This is a genomic window from Dryocola clanedunensis, assembly GCF_038405435.1.
Classification (GTDB): domain Bacteria; phylum Pseudomonadota; class Gammaproteobacteria; order Enterobacterales; family Enterobacteriaceae; genus Dryocola; species Dryocola clanedunensis_A.
Window position 1 is genome coordinate 13,265 of sequence record NZ_JBBYHZ010000004.1, and the last position, 22,543, is coordinate 35,807.

The 22,543-nt window shown below is 55.0% G+C and carries 24 protein-coding genes and 1 riboswitch; of the genes, 13 read left to right on the forward strand and 11 right to left on the reverse strand.

Going from position 1 to position 22,543, the window contains the following annotated elements:
- The first annotated feature begins 23 nt into the window (after positions 1 to 23).
- Positions 24 to 368, forward strand: coding sequence for a RidA family protein (locus AAE045_RS10565; RefSeq protein WP_455424723.1), 345 nt, complete (start codon positions 24 to 26; stop codon positions 366 to 368).
- A 123-nt stretch (positions 369 to 491) separates the two neighbouring features.
- On the opposite strand, the gene AAE045_RS10570 is transcribed toward AAE045_RS10565, so the two are convergent.
- Positions 492 to 740: a YoaH family protein gene (locus tag AAE045_RS10570; protein ID WP_455424724.1), complete on the reverse strand. Its 249-nt coding sequence runs from the start codon at positions 738 to 740 to the stop codon at positions 492 to 494.
- 82 nt (positions 741 to 822) lie between these two features.
- On the opposite strand from AAE045_RS10570, the gene pabB reads away from it, so the two are divergent.
- From pabB to sdaA, 3 genes are all read left to right on the forward strand, one after another.
- Entirely contained in the window at positions 823 to 2,184 is a 1,362-nt protein-coding gene (gene pabB, locus AAE045_RS10575; RefSeq protein WP_455547692.1) for an aminodeoxychorismate synthase component 1, read from the forward strand.
- A 3-nt stretch (positions 2,185 to 2,187) separates the two neighbouring features.
- Positions 2,188 to 2,766, forward strand: a complete 579-nt coding sequence (locus tag AAE045_RS10580) for a CoA pyrophosphatase (RefSeq protein WP_455547693.1) — start codon at positions 2,188 to 2,190, stop codon at positions 2,764 to 2,766.
- 201 nt (positions 2,767 to 2,967) lie between these two features.
- Complete coding sequence (sdaA, locus tag AAE045_RS10585) at positions 2,968 to 4,332, forward strand: L-serine ammonia-lyase (RefSeq protein WP_455547694.1); 1,365 nt, start codon at positions 2,968 to 2,970, stop codon at positions 4,330 to 4,332.
- A 120-nt stretch (positions 4,333 to 4,452) separates the two neighbouring features.
- Here sdaA and AAE045_RS10590 read toward each other — a convergent pair whose 3' ends face one another.
- Positions 4,453 to 5,361, reverse strand: coding sequence for a LysR substrate-binding domain-containing protein (locus AAE045_RS10590; protein ID WP_455547695.1), 909 nt, complete (start codon positions 5,359 to 5,361; stop codon positions 4,453 to 4,455).
- Positions 5,362 to 5,515: 154 nt separating this feature from the next.
- On the opposite strand from AAE045_RS10590, the gene AAE045_RS10595 reads away from it, so the two are divergent.
- From AAE045_RS10595 to AAE045_RS10605, 3 genes are all read left to right on the forward strand, one after another.
- Positions 5,516 to 6,706 carry an MFS transporter gene (locus AAE045_RS10595; RefSeq protein ID WP_455547696.1) on the forward strand — a complete coding sequence of 397 codons (1,191 nt, stop codon included), beginning with the start codon at positions 5,516 to 5,518 and terminating at the stop codon, positions 6,704 to 6,706.
- An 11-nt stretch (positions 6,707 to 6,717) separates the two neighbouring features.
- Positions 6,718 to 7,902 carry an amidohydrolase gene (locus AAE045_RS10600; RefSeq protein WP_455547697.1) on the forward strand — a complete coding sequence of 395 codons (1,185 nt, stop codon included), beginning with the start codon at positions 6,718 to 6,720 and terminating at the stop codon, positions 7,900 to 7,902.
- Between the two features lie 128 nt (positions 7,903 to 8,030).
- Positions 8,031 to 9,629 carry an EAL domain-containing protein gene (locus AAE045_RS10605; protein WP_455547698.1) on the forward strand — a complete coding sequence of 533 codons (1,599 nt, stop codon included), beginning with the start codon at positions 8,031 to 8,033 and terminating at the stop codon, positions 9,627 to 9,629.
- A 1-nt stretch (position 9,630) separates the two neighbouring features.
- On the opposite strand, the gene yoaE is transcribed toward AAE045_RS10605, so the two are convergent.
- On the reverse strand, positions 9,631 to 11,190 hold the full coding sequence (yoaE, locus tag AAE045_RS10610; RefSeq protein ID WP_455424732.1) for a TerC family protein: 1,560 nt from the start codon (positions 11,188 to 11,190) through the stop codon (positions 9,631 to 9,633).
- A 469-nt stretch (positions 11,191 to 11,659) separates the two neighbouring features.
- Between yoaE and manX the strand changes: the two genes are divergently transcribed.
- The 5 genes from manX (at position 11,660) to mntP (ending at position 15,853) form a co-directional block, all read left to right on the forward strand.
- The gene (gene manX, locus AAE045_RS10615) at positions 11,660 to 12,622 is read left to right on the forward strand and encodes a PTS mannose transporter subunit IIAB (RefSeq protein ID WP_455547699.1); all 963 of its coding nucleotides are present in this window, start codon (positions 11,660 to 11,662) and stop codon (positions 12,620 to 12,622) included.
- Between the two features lie 75 nt (positions 12,623 to 12,697).
- Positions 12,698 to 13,498 (forward strand): PTS mannose/fructose/sorbose transporter subunit IIC, encoded by an 801-nt coding sequence (locus tag AAE045_RS10620; RefSeq protein ID WP_455424734.1) that lies wholly within the window; start codon positions 12,698 to 12,700, stop codon positions 13,496 to 13,498.
- Positions 13,499 to 13,510: 12 nt separating this feature from the next.
- The gene (locus AAE045_RS10625; RefSeq protein ID WP_455547700.1) at positions 13,511 to 14,365 is read left to right on the forward strand and encodes a PTS mannose transporter subunit IID; all 855 of its coding nucleotides are present in this window, start codon (positions 13,511 to 13,513) and stop codon (positions 14,363 to 14,365) included.
- A gap of 66 nt (positions 14,366 to 14,431) precedes the next feature.
- The gene (locus AAE045_RS10630; protein WP_455547701.1) at positions 14,432 to 14,890 is read left to right on the forward strand and encodes a DUF986 family protein; all 459 of its coding nucleotides are present in this window, start codon (positions 14,432 to 14,434) and stop codon (positions 14,888 to 14,890) included.
- A gap of 197 nt (positions 14,891 to 15,087) precedes the next feature.
- Positions 15,088 to 15,283: riboswitch (yybP-ykoY riboswitch) on the forward strand.
- A gap of 3 nt (positions 15,284 to 15,286) precedes the next feature.
- Positions 15,287 to 15,853 (forward strand): manganese efflux pump MntP, encoded by a 567-nt coding sequence (mntP, locus tag AAE045_RS10635; RefSeq protein WP_455547702.1) that lies wholly within the window; start codon positions 15,287 to 15,289, stop codon positions 15,851 to 15,853.
- On the opposite strand, the gene rlmA is transcribed toward mntP, so the two are convergent.
- The 7 genes from rlmA to mgrB form a co-directional block, all read right to left on the reverse strand.
- Positions 15,850 to 16,662: a 23S rRNA (guanine(745)-N(1))-methyltransferase gene (gene rlmA / locus AAE045_RS10640; RefSeq protein WP_455547703.1), complete on the reverse strand. Its 813-nt coding sequence runs from the start codon at positions 16,660 to 16,662 to the stop codon at positions 15,850 to 15,852. The genes mntP and rlmA overlap by 4 nt on opposite strands.
- A gap of 62 nt (positions 16,663 to 16,724) precedes the next feature.
- Positions 16,725 to 18,470, reverse strand: coding sequence for a peptidoglycan glycosyltransferase FtsI (gene ftsI, locus AAE045_RS10645; RefSeq protein ID WP_455547704.1), 1,746 nt, complete (start codon positions 18,468 to 18,470; stop codon positions 16,725 to 16,727).
- Positions 18,471 to 18,700: 230 nt separating this feature from the next.
- Positions 18,701 to 18,910 carry a transcription antiterminator/RNA stability regulator CspE gene (cspE, locus tag AAE045_RS10650; RefSeq protein ID WP_001062678.1) on the reverse strand — a complete coding sequence of 70 codons (210 nt, stop codon included), beginning with the start codon at positions 18,908 to 18,910 and terminating at the stop codon, positions 18,701 to 18,703.
- Positions 18,911 to 18,922: 12 nt separating this feature from the next.
- Positions 18,923 to 19,066, reverse strand: a complete 144-nt coding sequence (locus AAE045_RS10655; protein WP_271123094.1) for a DUF2627 domain-containing protein — start codon at positions 19,064 to 19,066, stop codon at positions 18,923 to 18,925.
- Positions 19,067 to 19,601: 535 nt separating this feature from the next.
- The gene (locus tag AAE045_RS10660; RefSeq protein ID WP_455547705.1) at positions 19,602 to 20,606 is read right to left on the reverse strand and encodes an MBL fold metallo-hydrolase; all 1,005 of its coding nucleotides are present in this window, start codon (positions 20,604 to 20,606) and stop codon (positions 19,602 to 19,604) included.
- A gap of 41 nt (positions 20,607 to 20,647) precedes the next feature.
- Entirely contained in the window at positions 20,648 to 20,932 is a 285-nt protein-coding gene (locus AAE045_RS10665; RefSeq protein ID WP_455547706.1) for a YebO family protein, read from the reverse strand.
- A 73-nt stretch (positions 20,933 to 21,005) separates the two neighbouring features.
- On the reverse strand, positions 21,006 to 21,149 hold the full coding sequence (gene mgrB, locus AAE045_RS10670) for a PhoP/PhoQ regulator MgrB (RefSeq protein ID WP_455547707.1): 144 nt from the start codon (positions 21,147 to 21,149) through the stop codon (positions 21,006 to 21,008).
- Between the two features lie 160 nt (positions 21,150 to 21,309).
- Between mgrB and AAE045_RS10675 the strand changes: the two genes are divergently transcribed.
- A complete protein-coding gene (locus AAE045_RS10675) occupies positions 21,310 to 21,549 on the forward strand; it encodes a YobH family protein (RefSeq protein WP_455547708.1) in 240 nt (79 codons plus the stop codon).
- Between the two features lie 122 nt (positions 21,550 to 21,671).
- On the opposite strand, the gene kdgR is transcribed toward AAE045_RS10675, so the two are convergent.
- The gene (gene kdgR / locus AAE045_RS10680) at positions 21,672 to 22,463 is read right to left on the reverse strand and encodes a DNA-binding transcriptional regulator KdgR (protein ID WP_455547709.1); all 792 of its coding nucleotides are present in this window, start codon (positions 22,461 to 22,463) and stop codon (positions 21,672 to 21,674) included.
- Between the last annotated feature and the right edge of the window lie 80 nt (positions 22,464 to 22,543).

Below are 22,543 nucleotides of genomic sequence, written 5' to 3' on the forward strand. Positions count from 1 at the left end.
AAAAAGCAGATAAGGAAAATGTCATGAGTCTTGTGCGTATTAAACCAGAAGCGCGTATGTCCGATGCGATCATCCACAACCAGACCGTTTACTACACCGGCGTGCCGGAAAATCTGGATGCGGACGCCTACGAGCAGACCGCCAATACGCTGGCACAGATAGACGCCCTGCTGGCCGAGCTGGACAGCGATAAAACCCGCATTCTGGACGTGACCATCTTTTTGCCGGACGGCAATGACTTCGCGGCCATGAATAAAGCGTGGGATGAGTGGGTTGTGGCGGGTCAGGCACCGGTACGCTGCACCGTACAGGCCCAGCTGATGAACCCGCGCTATAAGATTGAAATTAAAATTATCGCGGCGGTTTAATGCCGCTCTGACTTCAGATCGAGATATCCGGGACGACCCTGGGGTGAGGCGTCCCTGCGGGAACCTGACCCCAGGTTTCCCCTAATATCGGACATTTTATCTGAGATGGATAAGCGCCAGAAGTTAATCGTCTTCCTGGTCGCTGTCCGGGCCGTGGCCGTAATCGGTTTGCTCTTCCGGCGTCTGTTCTTCCTCGTCCTCTTCGTCCTCAAAACGGGCAACCACCATTTCGCCTGTGTGATTAGCGCGGATTTCCGCCGCAACGATGGTGATAGCTTCGCCGCTGCTCATACCCTGCGCCATCAGCTCCTGAATACGCTCGACGGCTTTCTGCTGCTGCTCGTGAGAGAGTGCTGGTAAACCTGAAATCATCGGAAACTCCTGTTACATTGCTAACGTTAATTATATTCATGCTGCCCAGGGTTCGGGGCAGCTTTCGTTTCAGGTTGTGGTAATGACGTTGAAGACTCTCGCTTTACATCCCCTTCCCTGGCAGCCGGACGCCGTGCAACGCTATTTTGCCGCCCTGTCAGATGAGCCCTGGGCCATGCTGCTGCATTCGGGGTTCGCCGACCATCCTCACAACCGTTTTGATATTCTTGTCGCCCGCCCCTGCGTCACGCTTGAAACCTGCGGCCTGCGCACGACGAAAACGGTCGATGACGTCAGGACGGAGCACGACGGGGATCCTCTGACTTTACTGCAGCAGGCGCTGGAAAGTTATGGCGTGAAGCCGCAGCCGCAGGCGGACCTGCCCTTTGTGGGCGGCGCGCTGGGGCTGTTTGGCTACGATCTGGGGCGACATTTTGAAAAAATCCCGCGCCTGGCGCAAGCCTCTGTCCACACGCCGGACATGGCGGTGGGAATTTATGACTGGGCGTTAATTGCCGACCACCAGAAAAAGCAGCTTACCCTGCTGTGCTGGAACGATGTTGCCGCTCGTCTGGCCTGGCTGGAGTCGCTTGTCGTGCCCGCCCGCGAGCCGTTCCGCCTGACCTCCGGCTGGCAATCAAACATGACGCGCGAGCAGTATGGACGTAAATTCCGCCAAATACAGGAATATCTTCTTAGCGGCGACTGTTATCAGGTGAATCTCGCCCAGCGTTTCAGCGCGTCCTACTCGGGTGATGAGTGGCAGGCTTTCAAAAAGCTCAATGACGCCAACCGCGCGCCGTTCAGCGCCTTTATCCGTTTACCGACAGGCACGATCCTGAGCCTCTCCCCCGAGCGGTTTATTTTGCTGGAGGGAAAGGACATTCAGACCAGGCCAATTAAAGGCACGCTGCCGCGCCTGAGCGATCCTGCTGAAGATGCTAAGCAGGCGGAAAAGCTGGCCGCTTCGCCGAAGGATCGCGCTGAAAACCTGATGATTGTCGATCTGCTGCGCAACGACATTGGCCGCGTGGCGGTACCCGGCAGCGTGCGCGTCCCGGAACTGTTTGTCGTCGAGCCCTTCCCGGCGGTACACCATCTGGTCAGTACGATTACTGCTAAGCTTCCTGATTCTTTACAGGCAACCGATCTGCTGCGCGCCTGCTTCCCCGGCGGCTCGATTACCGGCGCGCCTAAAGTTCGGGCGATGGAAATTATTGAAGAGCTGGAGCCGGACCGTCGCAACGCGTGGTGCGGCAGCATCGGCTATATCAGCTTCTGCGGCAATATGGACACCAGCATCACCATCCGCACGCTCACCGCCGAAAACGGCAGGCTTTACTGCTCCGCAGGCGGCGGCATTGTGGCGGACAGCACGGAAGCGGCCGAATACCAGGAAACTTTTGATAAAGTTAATCGTATCCTTCCCCAACTGGAGACTTAAGGCATGCCCGGCTCGTCCCTGACGTTAAGCGACTTTTTATCGCGTTTTCAGATGCTGCAGCCCACTACGAGAGATCTGAGCGGCAACAAGCGTCAGGCTGCGGTACTGGTGCCCATAGTGCGCCGCCCTCAGCCTGGCCTGCTGCTGACCCAGCGCTCTCCGCTGCTGCGCAAACATCCGGGCCAGGTCGCCTTTCCCGGCGGTGCGGTAGACAGCACGGACGCGTCCTTGATTGCCGCCGCGCTCAGAGAAGCCCACGAAGAGGTCGCTATTCCTCCTGAATCAGTGGAAATAATCGGCACTTTGCCGCCCGTGGACAGCGTAACGGGTTTCCAGGTCACGCCCGTTGTCGGCATTATTCCGCCAGATTTGCCGTACTACGCGAGCGAAGATGAGGTCGCCGCCGTTTTTGAGATGCCGCTGATGGAGGCGCTGCGCCTGGGCCGCTATCATCCGCTGGATATCCATCGCCGGGGCAACGCCCACCGCGTATGGCTCTCCTGGTATCAGCACTATTTTGTCTGGGGAATGACGGCGGGCATCATCCGCGAGCTGGCATTACAGATAGGTGTGGAAGCTTGATCACCCTTTTATTCTGCCGGTTAGCCTATATTAAGCAGTGAGTCTTGCTGGATATGGGCTGATATTAGGCGTTTTATCGTTAATCATTAGTTTAATTCATGTGAATAGTTTACTACTGTTAGCAATAAATTTTTACACTAGCGCCTGGATGATCTACAGCATCATATTTTATGAAAACGGTGTTCTTTAAGGAGTTATCAAGTGATTAGCATATTCGACATGTTTAAAGTCGGCATCGGACCTTCCAGCTCCCATACCGTCGGGCCGATGAAGGCCGGCAAGCTGTTTGTCGATGATCTGGTCGAAAAAGGATTGCTTGAGAGCACCACGCGCATTGCGGTGGACGTCTACGGCTCGCTCTCCCTCACCGGCAAGGGCCACCACACCGATATCGCCATTATTATGGGTCTGGCGGGCAACCAGCCGGACAACGTCGACATCGACTCAATCCCGGGCTTCATCCGCGACGTTGAAACGCGGGAAAAGCTGTGGCTGGCCCAGGGCCGTCATGAAGTCGACTTCCCGAAAGCGGGCGGCATGAATTTCAGCAACGACAACCTGTCGCTGCACGAAAACGGCATGACCATTCACGCCTTCAATGGCGATAAACAGATTTACACCAAAACTTATTACTCTATCGGCGGCGGCTTTATCGTCGACGAAGAGAATTTCGGCAAAGAAGCCAGCAGCGAAATCGTCGTTCCCTACTCGTTTAACTCCGCCGAGCAGATGCTTCAGCACTGTAAGGACACCGGTATGTCCCTGTCCGGCGTGATCATGCAAAACGAGCTGGCGCTGCACAGCCGCAAAGAGATCGAAGAGTATTTTGCCAACGTGTGGAGCACCATGCGCGCCTGTATCGATCGCGGTGTGAACACCGAGGGCGTTCTGCCCGGACCGCTGCGCGTGCCGCGTCGCGCTTCCGCGCTGCGCCGTATGCTGGTCTCCAGCGATAAGCTGTCCAACGACCCGATGAACGTAGTGGACTGGGTGAACATGTTTGCCCTGGCGGTAAACGAAGAGAACGCCGCCGGTGGCCGCGTCGTAACCGCGCCAACCAACGGTGCCTGCGGTATCGTTCCGGCGGTGCTGGCCTACTACGATCACTTTATCGAATCCGTCAGCCCGGATACCTACATCCGCTACTTCCTGGCCTCCGGCGCCATCGGCACGCTGTACAAGATGAACGCCTCGATTTCCGGTGCCGAAGTGGGCTGCCAGGGTGAAGTGGGCGTTGCCTGTTCTATGGCGGCTGCGGGGCTTGCCGAAATCCTGGGTGCCAGCCCGGAGCAGGTCTGCGTAGCGGCTGAAATCGGCATGGAGCACAACCTTGGCCTGACGTGCGACCCGGTTGCCGGTCAGGTACAGGTGCCGTGCATCGAGCGTAACGCCATCGCATCCGTCAAGGCCATCAACGCCACGCGCATGGCGATGCGCCGCACCAGCGAGCCGCGCGTCTCCCTCGATAAAGTTATCGAAACAATGTACGAAACGGGTAAAGACATGAACGCCAAATACCGCGAAACCTCCCGTGGGGGCCTGGCGATCAAAGTTCAGTGTGACTGATTTTTGCAGGGTGGGTAAGCGACAGCCGCAATCCACCGCCTGTTTCTGCTAATAAATGTCGGAAGACGCTGCGCTTTTCCGACCTACAGGGCAAGTTAAGCCCTTCCCCGGAAGGGCTTTTTACCATTTGTACCCCTGACACGCCTGCCTCAGCGCCAGCAAAAACTGCCGGGCGGTTTCGGTCAGCGCCGATTTCTGTGACCAGGCCACGCAGTACTGCGCGGACGGCAGCGTGGAGATCGGCAACACGCTGATTCTGTCCTGCAGGTGCAGCGGCATGCTCATCGCCCTCGCCACCACCGTCAGATAGTCCGACTCCAGCACCATGTTTAACCCGCAAACAATTGACTCCGTCCACACCGGCTCTTCATGGATCTGCCCGTAGAACTCGTTAAGCTCATCCTGCAGCTGCTGGTAGTAACCGACATTTGTCTCGGGCAGCAGCCACTTTGCGCGCCGCAGATCGTTCACTGATGAAGCCTGTTCCAGCGGATGCCCCCGGCGGGCAATAATACAGAACGGCGCAACGAACAGCGGCTCAATCACCACGTCGTCCGGCACCTTGCGCGGGTTAATCGTCCCGATAGCGAGGTCTAACTCCCCCTGGCGCAGCAGGGGCAGCAGCGTGGCAAGCTGGCCTTCTTTGAGATTAAGACGCGCGTGCGGCCTGCGGGTCTTAAAATCATCAATCAGCTTCGGGAAAACGGTCAGCGCCAGCAGCGACGAGAAGCCGACGGCAAGTTTTCCCTGCGAGAAGTGGCTTATCTGTTCAACCTCGTCAGCCGCGCGCTGCAGCTCCTCAAGTATCCACTCCGTACGACGTAAAAATGCCGCCCCCGCCTCAGTTAGCGTGACGCCCTCCTGCCCGCGCAGGAATAGTTGCACGCCTAAAGTTTGCTCCAGCTCGCGCAAAGTTCGGCTCAGCGCCGGCTGCGACAGCCCCATTTCCCTTGCGGCCGCACGGATGCTGCGGCTACGGACAACCTGCCGGAAGGTGTGTAAGTGCTGCATTTTCGGCAGATGTTTCATAGTTACCCCTATCAGAAAAAAGCATCACCCTGCAAAAAATCGCATCTTATCGCCAGCCGGAAAACTGATTACTTTGGCTAAAGGCGTTCGCTGAACGTGTGGCGTCATCATAAGGAAAATCCCCCAACGGATCTGTCTCAGAGGAACAAACATCATGAAAACTCATTCGCGGATGATTTTCTTGCTTTTTTTAGGCTATGTCATTGTCTATATAGATAAAACTGTAATGGGGTTCGCACTTTTACCCATTGAGAAAGAGTTTTCCCTCTCCACCGAAGAGCTGGGCTACATCACCGGCATTTTTTTCCTCTCCTATTCGCTGTTCCAGATCCCGGCAGGCTGGCTGAACGACCGCCTTGGATACAAAGCGATGCTGGTCATCTCCCTGTGTCTGCTGGGCGGCTTCGCGTTCTCCTTCGGCGTGTTGGGGTTGAGCTTCGCCCTGCTGATTGCGTTTCGCTTCCTGTCCGGCATGGGGCACTCGGGGTATCCCTGCTCCTGTGCTAAAGCGGTGGTAAGCAACTTCACGCTGGAAAAGCGAACCTTTGCGCAGTCTATCCTGCTCTCTTCCGCAGGGCTTGCGATGACCGCCGGGCCGCTGATTGCCGTCTACGCTCTGGCAAACTTTGGCTGGCGCGGCTCGTTTGCCGGGCTGGGCGTGATGGCCTGCGTGATAGCCATCGTCATCATTTTTCTGGTGCCAAAAGCTCAGGCCGGCGCGCGTCAAAAATCAACGCTCAGCTACCGACAGCTGCTGAAAAGCCCGACCGTTATCCTGCTGTTCATCGCCATCTTTTGTATCAACATTCCCAGCTACGGGCTGATGGCCTGGCTGCCTAAGTTCCTTGTGCAGCAGCGCGGCATGCCGATGGACACCTCCAGCTATGTTATTGCCATCGGTGGCCTGGGGATCTGGATCTCTTCTTTGTGCACGGGCTGGCTGGTCGGCAAATACTTCCAGGAAAGAGAGCCGATGGTGATTATGGTTTGCTCACTGCTCAGCGCGTTGTGCATTTACATGGTCTACCTGACGCCGTCCGCGCTCACCGCCAGCCTGTTCCTTTTCCTCGGCGAGGTCTTCCTGATGGGGGCCTTCGTGACGACCTTCACGCTGCCGATGAAGCGGGTCCCGGTAGAAAACATGGGGGCGGCGATGGGCATTATTAATACCGGCGGCACGCTGGGAGGGTTTGTCTCGCCGATCGTCATGGGCTATCTGATTGGCTCCTCTGGCGGCTATTTCAGCACCTTTATTTTTCTCTCTCTCGCCATGGTCTGCGCCGCCCTTGCGGTGGTACCGCTGATGGTGAAGAGAACGCATTCTGACCTTACCGTGACGGAATAATGGAGTTTGTTATGTCTTTGAATTTCGAAAAGCTGATTACAGACGTTGCCCCGGACGTGATGCGCTGGCGGCAGTATATGCACGCCAATCCGCAGCTCTCCTTCCAGGAGCAGCCTACGGCGGACTACATTGCCCGCGAGCTGGAAAGCTTTGGCGGCCTGGAGATCCTGCGCTTAACCGACAACAGCGTGGTGGCGGACTTACACGGCAAGCACCCCGGCCCGAAATGGGCGCTGCGCGCGGATATCGACGCTTTGCCTATCCAGGAAGACAGCGGCGTGCCTTTCGCATCTCGTAATAAAGGGGTTATGCATGCCTGCGGCCACGACGCCCACGCGGCTATGCTGCTGGGCGCAGCCAAAATCCTGTGCCAGCTGAAAGAACGCCTGCAGGGGTCGGTGCGCTTCATTTTCCAGCATGCCGAAGAGGTGCCGCCGGGCGGCGCGCAGGAGCTGGTGAAACTTGGGGTATTAAACGGCGTGGAGTACATTTTTGGCCTGCACGTCATGCCTGACCGCCCTACCGGCACGCTGTCGCTTAAGGAGGGCGTGTTCTGCGCCTCCAGCGATAACTTTGATATCGTCATTAAAGGCAAAGGCGGCCACGGGTCGATGCCGCATCTGTGCATCGATCCGGTGGTGATCGGCGCTGAAATCGTGACTTCGCTGCAGCAGATTGTGGCCCGCAGGCTCGACCCGCTCCACGTGCCGGTGCTGACCATCGCCTCTTTCCAGTCGGGCGAGAAAAGCTATAACGTTATTCCGGACAGCGTCCGCCTCTCCGGTACGCTGCGTACCCACAACAAGAGCGTGCGCGAGCGCGTGCCGGAGCTGATGAAGCAAATCGTGCAGGGCATTGGCGAAGCGCACGGGGCCGAATGCGAGGTCATCTGGCAGAGGGGGTACGAAGTGGGCGTCAATCATGCCGATGCCTGCGCCATCGCCCGGGAAGTCATCCAGCAGCACTTCCCGGAGGGGACGCTGCACGAAGTCACCGCTCCGCTCTTCGGCGGGGAAGATTTCTCATCCTATCAGGCGCATATACCGGGTGCCTTCCTGTTCGTTGGCTCACGCAATGAAGAGATGGGCGCGGTATGGAACGTTCATAACCCTCACTTCCTGCTGGACGAAAACGCGATGCTGACCGGGGTGAAAATGCACCTGGGTTTGATCGGCAGGCTGTTCGCGCCGGAATAGTCTGGCATTCGCTCCCCCTTTCGCGACCAGGGGGGAGTTTTTCCTCGTCGTCAGCGCTTTCCCCCACTACACTTTGAATGTTCTGCGCATCAATATTGTCCGCAGCTTCGAAACAAAGGTGACCAGGGATGCAGACCGCTCAGCGTATTATTAAGGGCTATCGCCGCAGGCGCTTAATCGTTTGCGCGGCGTTAGCTTTGCTGGTCCTTGTTCTGACGCTCAGCGTGCGTTTCGTCACCGAACGCAATATTAACGAGCAGCGCCTGCTCGCTTTTAATTCCCGGGCCATTACCACCCTCGAAAATATCCTGACGCCTCTTGATGACGTCAGCGCTGAGGTGCTCAAATTTGTTGGTGCCAACTGCGAGACGGTGCAGTTCAGGCTGCGGGAGCATGCGGCCCGCATGCAGACGGTCCGCTCGATTGCGCTGATCAAAGACGGCATTTTGTACTGCTCGAGTATTTTTGGGCCGCGTAATGTCCCTGTCTCCCTGCTCCAGCCTCGTTTACCCGCCGACGCCCCGCTGCTGCTTTTATCCACCGACAGCTCCCTGCTTAAAGGCTCGCCAATTCTTATCTCCTGGCATCCCGTAGAAAATGGCAGCCCTGACGGCGTCATGGAAGTGGTGAACATTGAGATGCTCACGGGGCTGATGCTGGAGCCAGAGCGGCCGTGGGTATCCCGCGCCGTGCTGAACGTGGGTGATTCTCACCTGGAATACGGCAAAGGCCTGCTGGCGAAGGTCACCGCAGGAGAGGGGCTGGTAAGCCGGGATATAGCCTCCCGGAAGTACCCGTTCTCTATTACCACCATCGGCCCTTCGGCGAGTGATTTAGCGTTAAAAAATCTGCCAACCCAGCTTCCGCTGGCCCTGATGCTGAGCATGCTGATCGGCTATATCACCTGGCTTGCGACAGCTAACCGCATGAGCTTCTCCTGGGAAATCAATCTTGGGCTGGCCTCGCGGGAATTCGAGGTCTTCTGCCAGCCGCTGATGAACGCCAGGACGCTGCAATGCGTCGGCGTCGAGCTGCTGCTGCGCTGGAACAATCCCCGCCAGGGCTGGATTTCGCCCGACGTTTTTATCCCCCTTGCCGAGCAGCAAAATCTCATCGCTCCGCTGACTCGTTTCGTCATGGTCGAAGCCGTGCGGCATCTGGAAATGTTCCCGCCGTCCCGTGATTTTCATATTGGCATAAACGTGGCGGCCAGCCATTTTCACGAGGGGGAAATTATTGACGATTTACGACGCCACTGGTTCCCGGCACAGGCCGTCCAGCAGCTAACTCTTGAGCTTACCGAACGCGATGCGCTGCCCGAAGTCGACCATCGCGTTGTGCGCGATCTGAGAAGGCTCGGCGTAGCGCTGGCCATAGACGACTTCGGGACCGGACAAAGCTCGCTGGCCTATCTCGAGACCCTGAACCCGAACGTACTGAAGATCGATAAGTCTTTTACCGCGGCCATTGGCACCGATGCCGTTAACTCAACGGTGACGGACATTATTATTGCGCTGGCGCAGCGGCTGGGGATTGATTTGGTTGCGGAGGGGGTGGAGACGCCGCAGCAGGCAGAGTATCTGCGCAGCCACGGCGTGAATGTACTACAGGGATATTTGTTCGCCCGGCCAATGCCGTTAAAAGAATTCCCCCGCTGGCTCGAGGGACGCTCGCCGCCTCCCCCTCGCCATAACGGTCACGCGATCCCCGCGATCCCGCTGCGCTGAATTACTCTTCTTCGCCTTCGTGCGGCTGGCGTTCTTTTGTGACCCGAACTAAATCGATGCGGTAGTCGTTCGCTTCCATTACCTGGAAGCTCAGCGGCGCAAACTCGATAATATCGCCGACCTTCGGGATTTGTCCGTTCACCGAGATAACCAGCCCGGCGATCGACGCGATATCCTCTTCGTCATTGACCAGCGTATTGATATCCAGGTGCTGCTGCAGCGCATGGAGGTCCGTGCCGCCTTTCACCAGCCAGCCGTCGCCGTCACGCACGATTTCCGGCGTTTCGTCAGCGTCCGGGAATTCACCGGCAATAGCTTCCAGCACGTCGAGCGGCGTCACCAGCCCCTGCACCACGCCGAATTCGTTGTTAACGATGACGAAGCTGCCGCGGGCACGACGCAGGACGCCCAGCAGGTTGATAGGATCCAGGGTTTCCGGCACCACAATCGCTGGCGTTCGCGAAGCAATCGCCTCTACGTCCGCGCCCTTATCAAGCGCCACCAGCAGTTCTTTGGCGCGCACGATACCGATGATTTCATCCAGCTCGCCCCGGCAGACCGGGAACAGGCTGTGCGGGGACTCGAGCAGCTGCTCACGGATTTCAGCAACGCTTTTCTGCGCATCAACCCAGGAGATTTCGCCGCGGGGCGTCATGATGCTGCGCAGCGAGCGGGAGGCCAGCGTCAGCACGCCGTTAATCATATAGCGTTCTTCAGCCGCAAAGGATTCGGCTTCGATTGGGGTGATCGTTTTGCTTTCATCGCGCTCCGAGCGCGCCTGGCGCTTGCCGTTCATCAGACGAAGGATCGCATCAGCCGTGCGGGCGCGTAACGGCACGTTTGACTGGTGGCGAATGAAGTTACGACGGGCAATCTGGTTGAACAGCTCAATGATAATCGAGAAGCCAATCGCCGCGTACAGATAACCCTTCGGAATATGGAACCCGAAGCCTTCCGCCACGAGGCTCAGACCGATCATTAACAGGAAGCTAAGACAGAGCACCACGACCGTTGGATGCTGGTTGACGAAGTTCGTCAGCGGCTTAGAAGCCAGCAGCATGACACCCATCGCGATAATTACCGCGGCCATCATTACCGGCAGGTGGTTTACCATTCCCACGGCGGTAATCACCGCATCCAGGGAGAACACCGCATCCAGCACAACAATTTGTAACACCACTACCCAGAAGCTGGCGTAGCCTTTCCCATGACCGTCGTCGTGCTGACGGTTTTCCAGCCTTTCGTGCAGCTCGGTTGTCGCCTTGAACAACAGGAAGATACCCCCGACGAGCATGATCAAATCGCGCCCGGAGAAGACTTTATCCATAATTGTGAACAGCGGTTGGGTCAGCGTGACCATCCATGAAATTAAGGACAGCAGGCCCAGACGCATGAACAAAGCGAGGGATAAACCGATAAGTCGGGCTTTATCCCGCTGTTTTGGCGGAAGTTTGTCAGCAAGGATGGCGATGAATACCAGGTTGTCGATACCCAGTACGATTTCCAGCACCACAAGCGTCAGCAGGCCCACCCAAATCTGCGGGTCCATTAAGAATTCCATGAAAAACTCCTGCTGGAATGACAAAACGGCACAGCGCGATTAACGGGCGCAACACATTGAACGGAAAGGATAAACGGACGAGAAACGTCGCGTGGCGGGACGGCTAAAAGCGTCCGGGAAGTGAAAAGTCGTCGGTGACGGTCCATACGGTGGGCTACTGCCCTCTACTCCTGGTTATTAAACGAAGAGTAAACATTATCAGAGCAAATATGGCTTTGGCAAAGATTTACCTGACTTTGCAATTTTTTTGCAACCTGTACTGGTCATATTTACCTCTCCAATTGCTTGAAAACGTAACAAAGTTAAATTACGGAGCTTCATCACATAAATTATTTTTTTCACTGACTAAAATAATTCCCGCAAATGGTTCGACTTTTCATAATCCCTTATCTGAATCGATTCATTCCGAACGGACAGATTTCTTACCCTTTCGTAAGGATGTTGAGATGACTAACACAGGAGGTAGCAAGTGACTATTGCTATTGTCATAGGCACGCATGGCTGGGCAGCAGAACAGCTGCTGAAAACGGCCGAAATGCTATTAGGTGAGCAGGAAAACGTTGGCTGGATCGATTTCGTTCCCGGCGAAAACGCCGAAACGCTGATCGAGAAGTACAACGCGCAGTTGGCGAATCTGGACACCGGCAAGGGTGTGCTGTTTCTCGTCGATACCTGGGGCGGTAGCCCTTTCAATGCGGCAAGCCGTATTGTCGTCGATAAAGAGCATTACGAAGTCGTAGCTGGGGTCAACATTCCGATGCTGGTGGAAACCCTGATGGCCCGCGATGACAATCCTTCTTTCGATGAGCTGGTTGCTCTGGCAGTAGAAACAGGTCGCGAAGGGGTGAAAGCCCTGAAAGCTCAGCCTGTCGAAAAGGCGGCACCTGTTGCAGCAGCACCAAAGGCTGCGGCTCCGCTTAAGCCAATGGGTCCAAACGACTACATGAATATCGGTCTTGCGCGTATCGATGACCGTCTGATTCATGGCCAGGTTGCTACCCGCTGGACGAAAGAGACCAACGTGACCCGTATTATCGTCGTCAGCGATGAAGTTGCCGCCGATACCGTACGTAAAACGCTGCTGACTCAGGTCGCTCCTCCAGGCGTCACCGCACACGTGGTGGACGTTGCGAAGATGATTCGCGTCTACAACAACCCGAAATATGCCGGCGATCGCGTCATGCTGCTGTTCACCAACCCGACCGACGTTGAGCGGATTGTGGAAGGCGGCGTGAAGCTTACCTCGGTCAACATCGGTGGTATGGCTTTCCGCCAGGGGAAAACCCAGGTTAACAATGCCATCTCCGTTGATGAAAAAGATATCGAAGCCTTTAAGAAGCTGAACGCGCGCGGCATTGAGCTGGAAGCCCGTAAAGTTTCTACCGATCAAAAATTGAAAATGATGGATCTGATCGCGAAGGTGAAAAGCTAATTGCTACGGTGATTGCTTAATCGCTACGTTTTGCTCAGTTTTTATACTTAAGTCATACGTTATAGGAGAAGTACAATGGAGATTACCACTCTTCAGATTGTGCTGGTGTTCATCGTAGCCTGTATTGCCGGTATGGAATCGGTCCTTGATGAATTTCAGTTCCACCGTCCGCTCGTCGCTTGTACGCTGATCGGTCTGGTTCTGGGCGACATGAAAACCGGTATTATTATCGGTGGTACCCTTGAAATGATCGCCCTGGGCTGGATGAACATCGGTGCAGCAGTGGCACCCGATGCGGCGCTTGCCTCTATTATCTCAACTATCCTGGTTATTGCCGGTCATCAGGGCATCGGCTCTGGTATCGCGCTGGCTATCCCGCTGGCGGCAGCAGGCCAGGTGCTGACCATTATCGTTCGTACTATCACCGTTGGCTTCCAGCACGCGGCGGATAAGGCGGCGGAAAAAGGCAACCTCTCGGCTCTGTCCTGGATCCACGTCTCTTCCCTGTTCCTGCAGGCCATGCGTATCGCTATCCCAGCCGTTATCGTCGCGATTTCTGTGGGTACCAGCGAAGTGCAGAACATGCTGAACGCCATTCCTGAAGTGGTGACCAGCGGTCTGAACATCGCCGGTGGCATGATCGTGGTGGTTGGTTACGCCATGGTTATCAACATGATGCGTGCGGGCTACCTGATGCCGTTCTTCTACCTCGGCTTCGTTACCGCCGCCTTCACCAACTTCAACCTGGTCGCGCTGGGCGTGATTGGTGCGGTGATGGCGATTCTGTATATCCAGCTGAGCCCGAAATACAACCGTTCCGCTGGTGCCGCAGCGCCTGCTGCTGGTTCTAACGATCTTGATAACGAATTAGATTAATAGGTGAGCGAAATGGTTGATACCACCAAAACTACGACTACCGAGAAGAAACTCACCCCGGGTGATATTCGCGCCGTGTTTATGCGTTCGAACATTTTCCAGGGTTCATGGAACTTCGAACGTATGCAGGCGCTGGGCTTCTGCTTCTCTATGATCCCGGCAATCAAACGCCTGTATCCTGAGAACAACGACGCGCGTAAACAGGCGATTAAACGCCACCTGGAGTTCTTTAACACCCATCCATACGTTGCCGCTCCGGTTCTGGGCGTGACGCTGGCGATGGAAGAGCAGCGTGCAAACGGCGCAGAGATTGACGATGGTGCCATCAACGGCATCAAAGTTGGTCTGATGGGTCCGCTGGCAGGCGTGGGTGACCCAATCTTCTGGGGTACCGTACGTCCCGTGTTTGCAGCGCTGGGCGCAGGGATTGCCATGAGCGGCAGCCTGCTTGGCCCGCTGCTGTTCTTCATCCTGTTTAACGCGGTACGTCTGCTGACCCGTTACTACGGCGTGGCTTACGGCTACCGTAAAGGGATCGATATCGTTAAGGATATGGGCGGCGGCTTCCTGCAGAAACTGACCGAGGGGGCGTCAATTCTCGGCCTCTTTGTCATGGGGGCGCTGGTCAACAAGTGGACGCACGTGAACATACCGCTGGTCGTGTCGAAAATAACCGACCAGACCGGCGCGGTAAAAGTCACCACCGTGCAGACCATCCTCGATCAGCTGATGCCGGGCCTTGTGCCGCTGCTGTTGACCTTCGCCTGTATGTGGCTGCTGCGTAAGAAAGTGAACGCGCTGTGGATCATCATGGGCTTCTTCGTCATCGGTATTGTCGGTTATGCTATCGGCCTGCTGGGTCTGTAAGTAAGCAGTACTACAAACCGGGGCCAGTTTGCCCCGGTTTTTTATTTTTAAGCGTGGGGAAAAGTGATGTCGTTAACGGATGTTGTACTGGTGGTGTTCATTGTGCTGCTGCTCGGCTGGGCAATTTACGACGAATTCATCATGGAGAGGCTTAAAGGCAAAACGCGGCTCGCCATCCCCCTGCTGCGCCGTAACCGCATCGACAGCACGATCTTTGTCTTCCTGGTCGCCATTCTTATCTACAACAATGTCACTAATCACGGCACCGTGGTCACCACCTGGCTATTATCTGCCCTGGCACTGATTGCAATATATCTCTCCTGGATCCGTCAGCCTAAGCTGCTGTTTAAAAATGAGGGATTTTTCTTCGCCGGCGTCTGGATCCTCTATTCCCGCATTAAAGAAATGAATTTATCTGAAGACGGCGTGCTGGTAATGCAATTAGAACAGCGCCGCCTGCTTATCCGCGTGAAAAATATAGAAGATCTGGAGAAAATTTATAAAATTCTTGTTGCATCTCAATAGGTTAAAAACATAGCAGTGACTATAACTTTAATTACAATTGCCCCTTTTAAAATATAGCCACTGCTATTTCAGATGATTCTTTAACCTTTCTTATTAACATCCTGATTACCTTATTTCATAAATGAAAATCGTTATCATTTACCAGCGATAAATTCAATATCAAATATTGTTTTGATTTAAAAAAATATGTTAAGGTTGCGCCCGTCGTTGGGGAGTAGCCGATTTTCACCGCCCAGGCCGTGAAAATGTACATGTCAACATACTCGTTAGGGTCCAGAAAGGGATTAAACGTGGCATGTACGACTCAGTCATGAGTAGGCGAGACCATAGGCACGTGACCCTCGTAAGTTGGGGATGGGCTGCGTGTATATGGATATCCCCAACTGAGGCGTCATCATGAATCTCTCCGCAACAATTCTGCTCGCATTTGGCATGTCGATGGATGCTTTCGCTGCATCAATCGGGAAAGGCGCCTCTCTGCACAAGCCCAGATTCTCTGAAGCGCTTCGCACCGGCCTGATTTTCGGCGTCATTGAAACCATTACTCCCCTTATTGGCTGGTGCCTCGGCCTGCTGGCAAGCCAGGTCGTCCTCGAGTGGAACCACTGGGTAGCCTTTATACTGCTGGTGTTCCTCGGCGGGCGAATGCTGATTGAAGGCTGTCGGGGCGGGGACGACGAAGACGCGCCGAAGCTGCAGCGGCATGGTTTCTGGCTGTTAGTGACGACGGCAATTGCCACAAGCCTTGATGCGATGGCCGTCGGGGTTGGCCTGGCCTTCCTGAAGGTGAACATCATCGAAACGGCGCTGGCCATCGGCTGCGCTACGATGATCATGTCCACGCTGGGGATGATGATAGGCCGCTTTATCGGCCCGATGCTGGGCAAACGCGCCGAGATCCTCGGCGGGCTGGTGCTGATAGGTATCGGCTGCCAGATCCTCTACGGCCACTTCCACCCTTAAGCGCTGCCTTCGCGCCACCAGACGCGAACGATAAAATCCGTTTCGCATGCAAACGCCGTTTCCACCTTCAGCTGCTGCCAGATTTCCGGGCGGGCGCGCCAGGCAAACGGCGTCATCTGTAACAGCGCCACCGCCTCTTCCCCCTTCAGCGTCATCGGCCAGCCGGTCCGTTCCGTGTGCACAGCTTCGAAGCCCGGAAGGGACTCAACGTCTTCCGAATGCAGCATGACCTCCTGATAAATCAACCCTTTTAGCTGCATCAGGTGGCGTGGACCAGGGGTTGCCGTTATCACCGTACCGCCAGGTTTAACCACCCGGGCCAGCTCTTCTGCCTTACACGGAGCAAAGATGCGCACAACGGCATCCAGGCTGCCGTCGGCAAAGGGTAAACGGTGGCTTGAGGCCACGCAGAACTCAACCTGCGGATAGCGTTTTGCCGCATAGCGAACGGCTACTTTTGAAACGTCCAGACCCCAGATATGCTTCACTTCGCCCGGTAAAACTTCCGCAAAGCCCGCGGTGTAATACCCTTCCCCACAGCCGATATCCAGCAGCGTGTCAGGTGCCACCGTTTTTAACTGCTGGCAAATTGTGTCGCGCAGAGGCTGGTAATGTCCGGCATCAAGAAATGCCCGGCGGGCCTGCATCATTTCACTGCTGTCGCCCGGATCCTTCGACCGCTTATGCTGAACGGGCAGCAGATTGACGTAGCCCTCTTTCGCCTTGTCGAACTGGTGCCCCTGGGGGCAAACAAAGCTTTTTTCTTTCAGGGCTAACGGCGAGTGGCAGAGTGGGCAGAGGTAGGACATGGTGGCTCCGGGTAACGATTAAGGGCGCAAGTGTAACGCTTACGCCCCGTCACGAAAAGCGCTCAAGGGGCGGGAGCGATGGACTTTTCCTTGTTCAGCACGACCAGGTTGTCATCTCCCGGCGCGAGGCCGTCCGGCTTAATGTTTTCCAGGCGCAGTACGTCACCCATTATCTGGCTGAATACGGGAGCCGCAACGGCACCGCCATAGTAGGCACCGTTCGAAGGGTTATTCAGGACAACGACCAGCGCGAAGCGCGGATTACTCGCCGGGGCAACCCCTGCGGTATAGGCGATATATTTATTCACGTACTTGCCGTCATCGCCAATTTTCTTGGCCGTCCCGGTTTTTATCGCCACGCGATAGCCGTGTACCGCCGCTTTGATACCGCCGCCGCCGGGTAACGCCACGCTTTCCATCATATGTTCGACCTCGTGGGTAATTTCTGAGGACATGACCCGCTTGCCTTCAACCGGCGGATCGACGCGGGTGATGGACAGCGGCCGGGCGATGCCGTAGCTCCCTATAGTCGCGTAAACGTGGGCGAGCTGAAGCGGCGTGACCATCAGGCCGTAGCCAAAGGAGAACGTCGCGCGGTCGAGCTGCCCCCAACGCTGGCGGTTCGGCATCAGCCCGCTGCTCTCCCCGGTCAGGCCCAGCCCGGTGGGTGAGCCAAAGCCGAAGCCTTTATAGGTATCGATTAATGCCTGAATCGGCATCGCCAGCGACAGGTGAGATACGCCGGTGTCGCTGGATTTTTGCAGGATGCCGGTCAGCGTCAGCTGGGGATAATAGCCTACGTCGCGAATGCGGTGCCCGTCGATGGTATACGGATGGGTATCCACCACGCTGTCCGGGCGCACGATGCCCTTTTTCAGCGCCGTCATGATCACCATCGGCTTAACGGTTGAGCCCGGTTCGAAGGTGTCGCTGATTGCGCGATTGCGAAAATCATCGAGCGTCGCCCCTTCACGGTTGTTCGGGTTAAACGTCGGGCAGCTCGCCATCGCCAGCACTTCGCCCGTATTAACGTCGATAATGACCGCTGCCCCCGACTCGGCTTTGTTCCACGACACGGCGTTGCTCAATGCATCTTCCGTCACCGTCTGCAGGCGCTCATCAATGCTGAGGATAATATTGTGTGCCGGGCTTGCCGGGGTTTCGGTGATATTCTCAATCACGTGGCCGTGACGATCTTTACGCACCAGCCGCTTGCCGGAGACGCCCGTAAGCTGTCGGTTAAAACTTTTCTCAACGCCCTCAATGCCCTGGTCATCAATATTCGTAAAGCCGAGCAGGTTGGAGGCGACGTGGCCCGCGGGGTAAAAGCGGCGGGATTCTTCCCGGGTCGCAATGCCCGGAATATTAAGCTTGTCGATCCAGGCAGCCTGCTGCGGGTCGAGCTGGCGGGCAAGATAGATAAAGCGGCTGCGATCGTTCTGGTGGATACGCGCGGCAATTTGGCTCAATGGAACATGGAGCGCGTTGGCCAGCGCCTTCCAGCGGCGGTCAACCTGAACGCCGCCCTTTTCCATGATGGTTTTGGGATCGGCCCAGATGGCTTCTACCGGTACGCTAACCGCCAGCGGGCGTCCGTCACGGTCTTCAATCATACCGCGTGGAACGATGATAGGCTTCTCGCGCAGGGAACGCATATCTTCCTGCTTTACCAGATTGTCCGGAGAGATAATCTGCAGCCAGGCTACGCGCCCTAACAGGAAGAGCAGGCTGAACAAAATGGCCAGGCAAAGCAGGCCAAATCGCCACTGGATAAAATTGCCAATCAGCGGCGCACTGTCTTTCCTCACAATCAATCCTTAGCAAAACTTAATTGATTGAAAATTTAAACAGATATACGCGCATTTTGTGCGGGAACAGTGCTACATCCTTCCCAGGTTTGCAACAAGAGGCAACACGGGCTGGGTTTTAGACACACTTTGAAAGAAGTTGACCTTATTTCGAGCATTAAAAAGCCCCGCTACCGGAGCGAGGCTTTTAACTCAATTAGGCGTTCTACGCCCGGCCTAATTCAGCTGAATTAGATGGCAGTCACGTTAACTGCAGCAGGGCCTTTCTGGCCGTCCTGGATTTCGAACTCAACGTTCTGGCCTTCAGCCAGAGTTTTGAAGCCGTTACCCTGGATTGCAGAGAAGTGTACGAACACATCTTTGCTGCCGTCAGCAGGAGTAATGAAACCAAAACCTTTAGACTCGTTGAACCACTTAACTTGACCTTTAATCTTTGCCATTTTGCAAATTCCTTAGATAGTTTTCTTCGCCCGCAGGCATAACTTAGATAAAACAGAGACGTTACTGCTTGAGGCACTAATATAAGGCTCGGCAGAGAAGCGGTATTCAACGACAACGTGTTTACTCAGGACTTCTTTACTGAAAATGCCACACATAAACAGAACTGTACCTCGTTTGACCCAAAGTGTTATCACATACAACGTAAACAATGGCAAGCCATTTTTAAGCATGTATCGATCCGCCGCACAATTCCAGAAAGTCAGTGATTTGCAGGTGAAAAACAAATACCGAATTAGTGAATAAAACGCCCGGTGAACGTACATTCACCGCAGCGCCCGTGCCAGCACCGTCACGACAACTTTTTTACATTAGCTCAAAGACTTCACTTCGTCCAGGCGAAGAGAGAAAAAGCGCGCGGCCCCTCGCACCGTCTTATGATTATTGCTGCATAACTATGCAAGAAAAGAGCAATAGACAGCCACTTTACCGTGACGTCTGCCGGGGTGTTTTTTACCGGAACAGATAAATAGAATAAAGCTTGAGCAGTCAGGCAATTATATTGCACCAATATAATGAAAGTTTAATGACAGGATGCGCCATCGGAGGGCAATCAAACGTTTCGCTATAATATATTTCACACTTAGTACGCGGAAGTTCTCATTAAAAATAAAACATACAGTGCCGATCGCATTATAAATCTGCACGTTTAATTAAGGGCAAACTTTGACCAATACGCAGCGGCATAAACCGCTCTTCTGCTTCGTCGGCAGCAGATAGCGCCTCGCTTAGCTCCTGCGGCGGCATATCCAGCGATTCGTCTGCCAGTTCAAACACCCCCCAGTGAATCGGGATGGTCAAAGGACGTCCAATTTGCTGCCAGAGCGAAACGGCCTGCTGCGGATCCATATGGTGTGACCCCATGAACCAACGGGGAGCGTAGGCGCCAATCGGAATCGCCGCCGCATCCAGCGGACCCAGCCGTAATGCTATTTCAGCCAGATCGCTGGTATAACCCGTATCGCCGCTGAACCAGAAGCGGAAATCCTGAGCTTCAATGACCCAGCCGCACCACAGGCTTCGATTACGATCCCAGAACGAACGCATGCTCCAGTGCTGGGCTGGAACGGCGGTGAAGCTCATCCCGTGCCAGCTAACGGCCTGCCACCAGTCCAGTTCGGTAACCTGTTTCGCTCCCCGCCTGACAAACCATGGCTTCAGGCCCAGAGGAACAAAGAAATGCACGTCAGGAAAGCGGCGAAGGATTTGCCGCACCGTTCGGTAATCGAGGTGGTCGTAGTGGTTATGAGAAATAAAGACAGTATCGAGCTGCGGTAGCTCCCGAATGTTAAGGGATACGGGAGTTTTTCGCTGCGGACCCGCAAATGAGAGCGGCGAGGCCCTTTCAGAGAAGACGGGGTCGGTTAGCAGATATTTGCCCTGCAGGCGCAGCAGCAGGCTGGCATGCCCCAGCCACCAGATACGATCGTCTACTCCGGTCACGCTGGCTTTTTGCCACCAGCGGTCAATAAAGGCAGGGTAACCCTCGCCCGGAGGATGCGGTAGCCCCTGGGCTTTTCGTTCATCGCGCCAGCGCTTTACATCGCCAGCGTCGCGTTCCAGAGGGTGCAGATTTCGAAAGCCATCTTGCTGATGATGTGGGCGCTGCGGATCGTACCACGGGTTTTTAAACGGCATCTAAGTTCCTTAAAGTTTCCGAGGTCACCGCACGGCCATTTCTACCGTTCAGCGACCAGGCGGACGAAATCATCCCGATCGTCGTCTTCTGCTTTCAATGCGGTTTCTTTCTTTTCTACTTCCGGCTCGTTTGCTTCGCACAGGCGACGCAGCAGCGCGTTCTGGCGCTTTTGCTGTTCGAGCAGCTCCTCCAGCAGCGCGACCTGCTCATTCGCGCGGCTGCTTGCGCGGTTAACAAAGAACCATAAAACCAGCCCTACCACCAGCACAACCAGAGAGACCGCGAGAGACGCGATGTTCAATACGCCAACGTTTAGTTCGTTCATGTTACCACCTCAACAAAACGCGCTATTCTACACCTGCCCACGAACAAGGAAATCACCCGGAGGCCGAAAAGCTCTACCAGGGGATAAATTTATTAATCGTGCAGATGCCGCTGAAGAATTGCACGTCCTGATCGCACATGACGTTGACCATTTGCGTCCACAGCAGCAGGCAGGCGACAATAATCCCCGCAGCGATAACCCACCAGTACTTTTTCACTCACCTCTCCCATTCAGCTTGATACTGCCAAGCCTAACACCGATAACTTAAACCTGACTTAACCGTCCTTGCTATTGATAATTAGGAATCTTGTTATTGTTTGCTAAGCATAATCCTCTACGCTTAAGGGCAGATTACACAGCAAAAAAATGAGGCTTCTATGCGTTTTATGATCCGCACCATTATTGTCATTGCGCTTTTGTGGATCGGTTTACTTTTGTCAGGCTACGGCGTGCTTATTGGCAGCAATGAGAATGCGGCAGGCCTGGGCCTGCAGTGCAAATATTTGACGGCCAGGGACGTTGTGACCGCACAGTTTGTACATACCGACAGCGGTATCATCGGCTTAACGAACTGTCCGATACTGCGCAAAAGTGAAACGGTCGTTGATAACGGTTAATCGTTCGCTTCAGCAATAAAAAACGCCGCTAAATGCGGCGTTTTTTATTGCCTGACCATCCATTTGTTGGGTCGGGACGCGACGCTTATCCGACCTACAAAAATGGTTTAGCTGCTAAACCGTCAAAACGGATAATCGTGATAGCCCATCTGTTTAGAGATAATGCGGGCGGCATCGTGGAGCATTTCGACATACTCGTGCAGGCGGTCCTCGGAGAAGCGCAGCGTCGGGAAAGAGATGCTCAGCCCGGCAATCACCACGCCAAAACGATCGAACACCGGTACGCCAATGCAGCGTAGCCCCTCTTCCTGCTCTTCGTTATCTTCACCGTAGCCCTGCTCGCGAACTTTATCCAGCAGCGGCAGCAGCTCTTCGGTGCTGGTAATGGTGCGATCGGTGCTGCGTTTGTATTCAACTTCTGCGAGGATCTCTTTAACTTCCTCACGGTCGCGCCACGCCAGCAAAACTTTACCGATTGCCGTGCTGTACAGCGGATTGCGGCGGCCCACACGGGAATACATGCGCAGGTTATACATGGAGTCGATTTTGTGGATATAGACAATGCTGTCTTCATCCAGCGCGCCCAAATGGATTGTCTCTTTGGTCAGACGCGACAGTTCACGCATCTGAATATCCGCGCTGCGGATTAAGTCGACGTTCTGTAGGGCGCGGGCACCCAGTTCAAACAATTTCAGGGTCAGCGAATATTTCTCCGACTCCCCTTCCTGAGCCACATAGCCCAGCGACTTCATGGTTTGCAAAAAGCGATAGACGGTGCTTTTCGACATCATGACGCGCTGCGAAAGCTCAGTGATGCCGATTTCGCGTTCTTCGCCAAGCGCCTGCAGAATGCCAAAAACTTTCAGGACGGATGAGACAGAATCAGGTTGTTTATCCAGATCTGCGATAGCCATTAATCACCTCGATCGCACGTGTTTTATAAAAATCAGAACTGGTTTTTAGTATAAATTGCGCAACGGTTCACCGCAATGTA

Coding starts and splice junctions, on each gene's coding strand:
- AAE045_RS10565 (WP_455424723.1), top strand. CDS start 24: ATGAGTCTTGTGCGTATTAAACCAGAAGCGCGTATGTCCGATGCGATC.
- AAE045_RS10570 (WP_455424724.1), bottom strand. CDS start 740: ATGATTTCAGGTTTACCAGCACTCTCTCACGAGCAGCAGCAGAAAGCC.
- pabB (WP_455547692.1), top strand. CDS start 823: ATGACGTTGAAGACTCTCGCTTTACATCCCCTTCCCTGGCAGCCGGAC.
- AAE045_RS10580 (WP_455547693.1), top strand. CDS start 2,188: ATGCCCGGCTCGTCCCTGACGTTAAGCGACTTTTTATCGCGTTTTCAG.
- AAE045_RS10590 (WP_455547695.1), bottom strand. CDS start 5,361: ATGAAACATCTGCCGAAAATGCAGCACTTACACACCTTCCGGCAGGTT.
- AAE045_RS10595 (WP_455547696.1), top strand. CDS start 5,516: ATGAAAACTCATTCGCGGATGATTTTCTTGCTTTTTTTAGGCTATGTC.
- AAE045_RS10600 (WP_455547697.1), top strand. CDS start 6,718: ATGTCTTTGAATTTCGAAAAGCTGATTACAGACGTTGCCCCGGACGTG.
- AAE045_RS10605 (WP_455547698.1), top strand. CDS start 8,031: ATGCAGACCGCTCAGCGTATTATTAAGGGCTATCGCCGCAGGCGCTTA.
- yoaE (WP_455424732.1), bottom strand. CDS start 11,190: ATGGAATTCTTAATGGACCCGCAGATTTGGGTGGGCCTGCTGACGCTT.
- AAE045_RS10620 (WP_455424734.1), top strand. CDS start 12,698: ATGGAGATTACCACTCTTCAGATTGTGCTGGTGTTCATCGTAGCCTGT.
- AAE045_RS10625 (WP_455547700.1), top strand. CDS start 13,511: ATGGTTGATACCACCAAAACTACGACTACCGAGAAGAAACTCACCCCG.
- AAE045_RS10630 (WP_455547701.1), top strand. CDS start 14,432: ATGTCGTTAACGGATGTTGTACTGGTGGTGTTCATTGTGCTGCTGCTC.
- mntP (WP_455547702.1), top strand. CDS start 15,287: ATGAATCTCTCCGCAACAATTCTGCTCGCATTTGGCATGTCGATGGAT.
- rlmA (WP_455547703.1), bottom strand. CDS start 16,662: ATGTCCTACCTCTGCCCACTCTGCCACTCGCCGTTAGCCCTGAAAGAA.
- cspE (WP_001062678.1), bottom strand. CDS start 18,910: ATGGCAAAGATTAAAGGTCAAGTTAAGTGGTTCAACGAGTCTAAAGGT.
- AAE045_RS10655 (WP_271123094.1), bottom strand. CDS start 19,066: ATGTGTGGCATTTTCAGTAAAGAAGTCCTGAGTAAACACGTTGTCGTT.
- AAE045_RS10660 (WP_455547705.1), bottom strand. CDS start 20,606: ATGCCGTTTAAAAACCCGTGGTACGATCCGCAGCGCCCACATCATCAG.
- AAE045_RS10665 (WP_455547706.1), bottom strand. CDS start 20,932: ATGAACGAACTAAACGTTGGCGTATTGAACATCGCGTCTCTCGCGGTC.
- AAE045_RS10675 (WP_455547708.1), top strand. CDS start 21,310: ATGCGTTTTATGATCCGCACCATTATTGTCATTGCGCTTTTGTGGATC.
- kdgR (WP_455547709.1), bottom strand. CDS start 22,463: ATGGCTATCGCAGATCTGGATAAACAACCTGATTCTGTCTCATCCGTC.